1 tRNA gene and 2 rRNA genes (1 of these 3 cut by a window edge) are annotated in these 2,500 nt (G+C 55.3%); all 3 read right to left on the reverse strand.

What is annotated here, in order from left to right:
- Positions 1–77: transfer RNA gene (locus tag HKD28_RS15360), tRNA-Met, on the reverse strand.
- A 52-nt stretch (positions 78–129) separates the two neighbouring features.
- Positions 130–244 (reverse strand): 5S ribosomal RNA (rrf, locus tag HKD28_RS15365).
- 85 nt (positions 245–329) lie between these two features.
- A 23S ribosomal RNA gene (locus HKD28_RS15370) occupies positions 330–2,500 on the reverse strand; it runs 566 nt beyond the window's last position.

Raw genomic sequence — 2,500 nt, forward strand, 5'->3', positions numbered from 1 at the left:
TGGTTGCGGGGGCAGGATTTGAACCTGCGGCCTTCAGGTTATGAGCCTGACGAGCTACCGGGCTGCTCCACCCCGCGTGGGTATTGTGTGATGTTGGGGGATTGAGAGTTGTATTGAGTGGGCTGGGGGACCTGGCGGCGACCGACTTTTCCGCACCTTAAGGTGCAGTATCATAGGCGCTGAGGGATTTCACGGCCGAGTTCGGGATGGGATCGGGTGTAGGGCCCTCGCAATGGCCACCAGGTCTTCCAGCCCACCCTGTCTTTTGAGAGAGGGTGGCGGTTGGTGCGGTGTGAAGAGAGTGTGGCTGATTTCTGTGCATGTGTTTTGTTGTGAGAAGTATGAGCGATTAGGACCGGTTAGCTGCATGCATTACTGCACTTTCACACCCGGCCTATCAACGTGATGGTCTGTCACGGCTCTATGAGACCTCGTTTTGAGGTGGGTTTCCCGCTTAGATGCTTTCAGCGGTTATCCCGTCCATACTTAGCTACCCGGCTGTGCCACTGGCGTGACAACCGGTGCACCAGAGGTATGTTCATCCCGGTCCTCTCGTACTAGGGACAAATCCTCTCAAGTCTCTTACACCCACGGCAGATAGGGACCGAACTGTCTCACGACGTTCTAAACCCAGCTCACGTACCACTTTAATCGGCGAACAGCCGAACCCTTGGGACCTGCTCCAGCCCCAGGATGTGATGAGCCGACATCGAGGTGCCAAACCTCCCCGTCGATGTGGACTCTTGGGGGAGATCAGCCTGTTATCCCTAGAGTACCTTTTATCCGTTGAGCGATGGCCCGTCCACGTGGGACCACCGGATCACTATGGCCGACTTTCGTCTCTGATCGAGCTGTCACTCTCACAGTCAGGCGGGCTTATGCCATTGCACTCGACAGCCGGTTTCCGACCGGCCTGAGCCCACCATCGCGCGCCTCCGTTACACTTTGGGAGGCGACCGCCCCAGTCAAACTGCCCACCATGCAGGGTCCCGGACCAGGCTTACTGGTCTCGGTTAGACATCAGAAAAATTCAGGGTCGTATTTCAAGGATGGCTCCACCGGTGCTGGCGCCCCGGCTTCAAAGCCTCCGACCTATCCTACACAGAATGTCTCTGATGCCACTGCAAAGCTGCAGTAAAGGTTCATAGGGTCTTTCCGTCTGACCGCGGGTACCCCGCATCTTCACGGGGAATTCAATTTCGCTGAGTCGATGCTGGAGACAGTGGGGAAGTCGTTACGCCATTCGTGCAGGTCGGAACTTACCCGACAAGGAATTTCGCTACCTTAGGACCGTTATAGTTACGGCCGCCGTTTACCGGGGCTTCAATTCAGTGCTTGCACACCTCCTCTTAACCTTCCGGCACCGGGCAGGCGTCAGGCCCTATACGTCATCTCACGATTTCGCAGAGCCCTGTGTTTTTACTAAACAGTCGCTACCCCCTGGTCTGTGCCACCCGTCCATGGTTGCCCACGAGCGGGTCTCGTTTATCCCGAAGTTACACGAGCAATTTGCCTAGTTCCTTCAGCATCGTTCTCTCAAGCGCCTTGGTATTCTCTACCAGTCCACCTGTGTCGGTTTCGGGTACGGTCTATACGCCAGAGCTATTTCCTGGAATGATTGAAAAGCCTGTTCAATCCGTTAAGGACAGACAACATCTCTCATTCGTCACTTCTGGCAGGCCCAGTAATATTAAACTGGTTCCCATCGACTACGGCTCTCGCCCTCGCCTTAGGGGCCGGCTCACCCTGCGTGGATTAACCTTGCGCAGGAACCCTTGGACTTTCGGCGACAGTGTTTCTCGCACTGTTTGTCGCTACTCATGTCAGCATTCGCACTTCCGATATCTCCAGAGAGGGTCACCCCGTCTCCTTCGCAGACTTACGGAACGCTCCGCTACCGCGCATTCTAAAGAATGCACCCACAGCTTCGGCACGTGGCTTGAGCCCCGTTACATTTTCGGCGCAGGGTTTCTAATAGACCAGTGAGCTATTACGCTTTCTTTAAAGGATGGCTGCTTCTAAGCCAACCTCCTGGTTGTTTTGGAATCCCCACATCCTTTCCCACTTAGCCACGATTTAGGGGCCTTAGCTGGTGGTCTGGGCTGTTTCCCTCTCGACAATGGACCTTAGCACCCACTGTCTGTCTGCCGGGCTATACTCCTGGGTATTCGGAGTTTGGTTAGGTTTGGTAAGGCTTTGGGCCCCCCTAGCCCATCCAGTGCTCTACCCCCCAGGGTAAACACCCGACGATCTACCTCAATAGATTTCGCGGAGAACCAGCTATCTCCGAGTTTGATTGGCCTTTCACCCCTAGCCACAGCTCATCCCCGACTTTTTCAACAGGCGTGGGTTCGGCCCTCCAGTGCGTGTTACCGCACCTTCAGCCTGGCCATGGCTAGATCACTCGGTTTCGGGTCTTCTGCCAGCAACTCATTCGCCCTATTCAGACTCGCTTTCGCTACGCCTACACCTAACGGCTTAAGCTCGCTGCAAACAGAAA

This window comes from Gluconobacter cadivus, from assembly GCF_015244745.1.
In the GTDB taxonomy this organism is placed as follows: domain Bacteria; phylum Pseudomonadota; class Alphaproteobacteria; order Acetobacterales; family Acetobacteraceae; genus Gluconobacter; species Gluconobacter cadivus.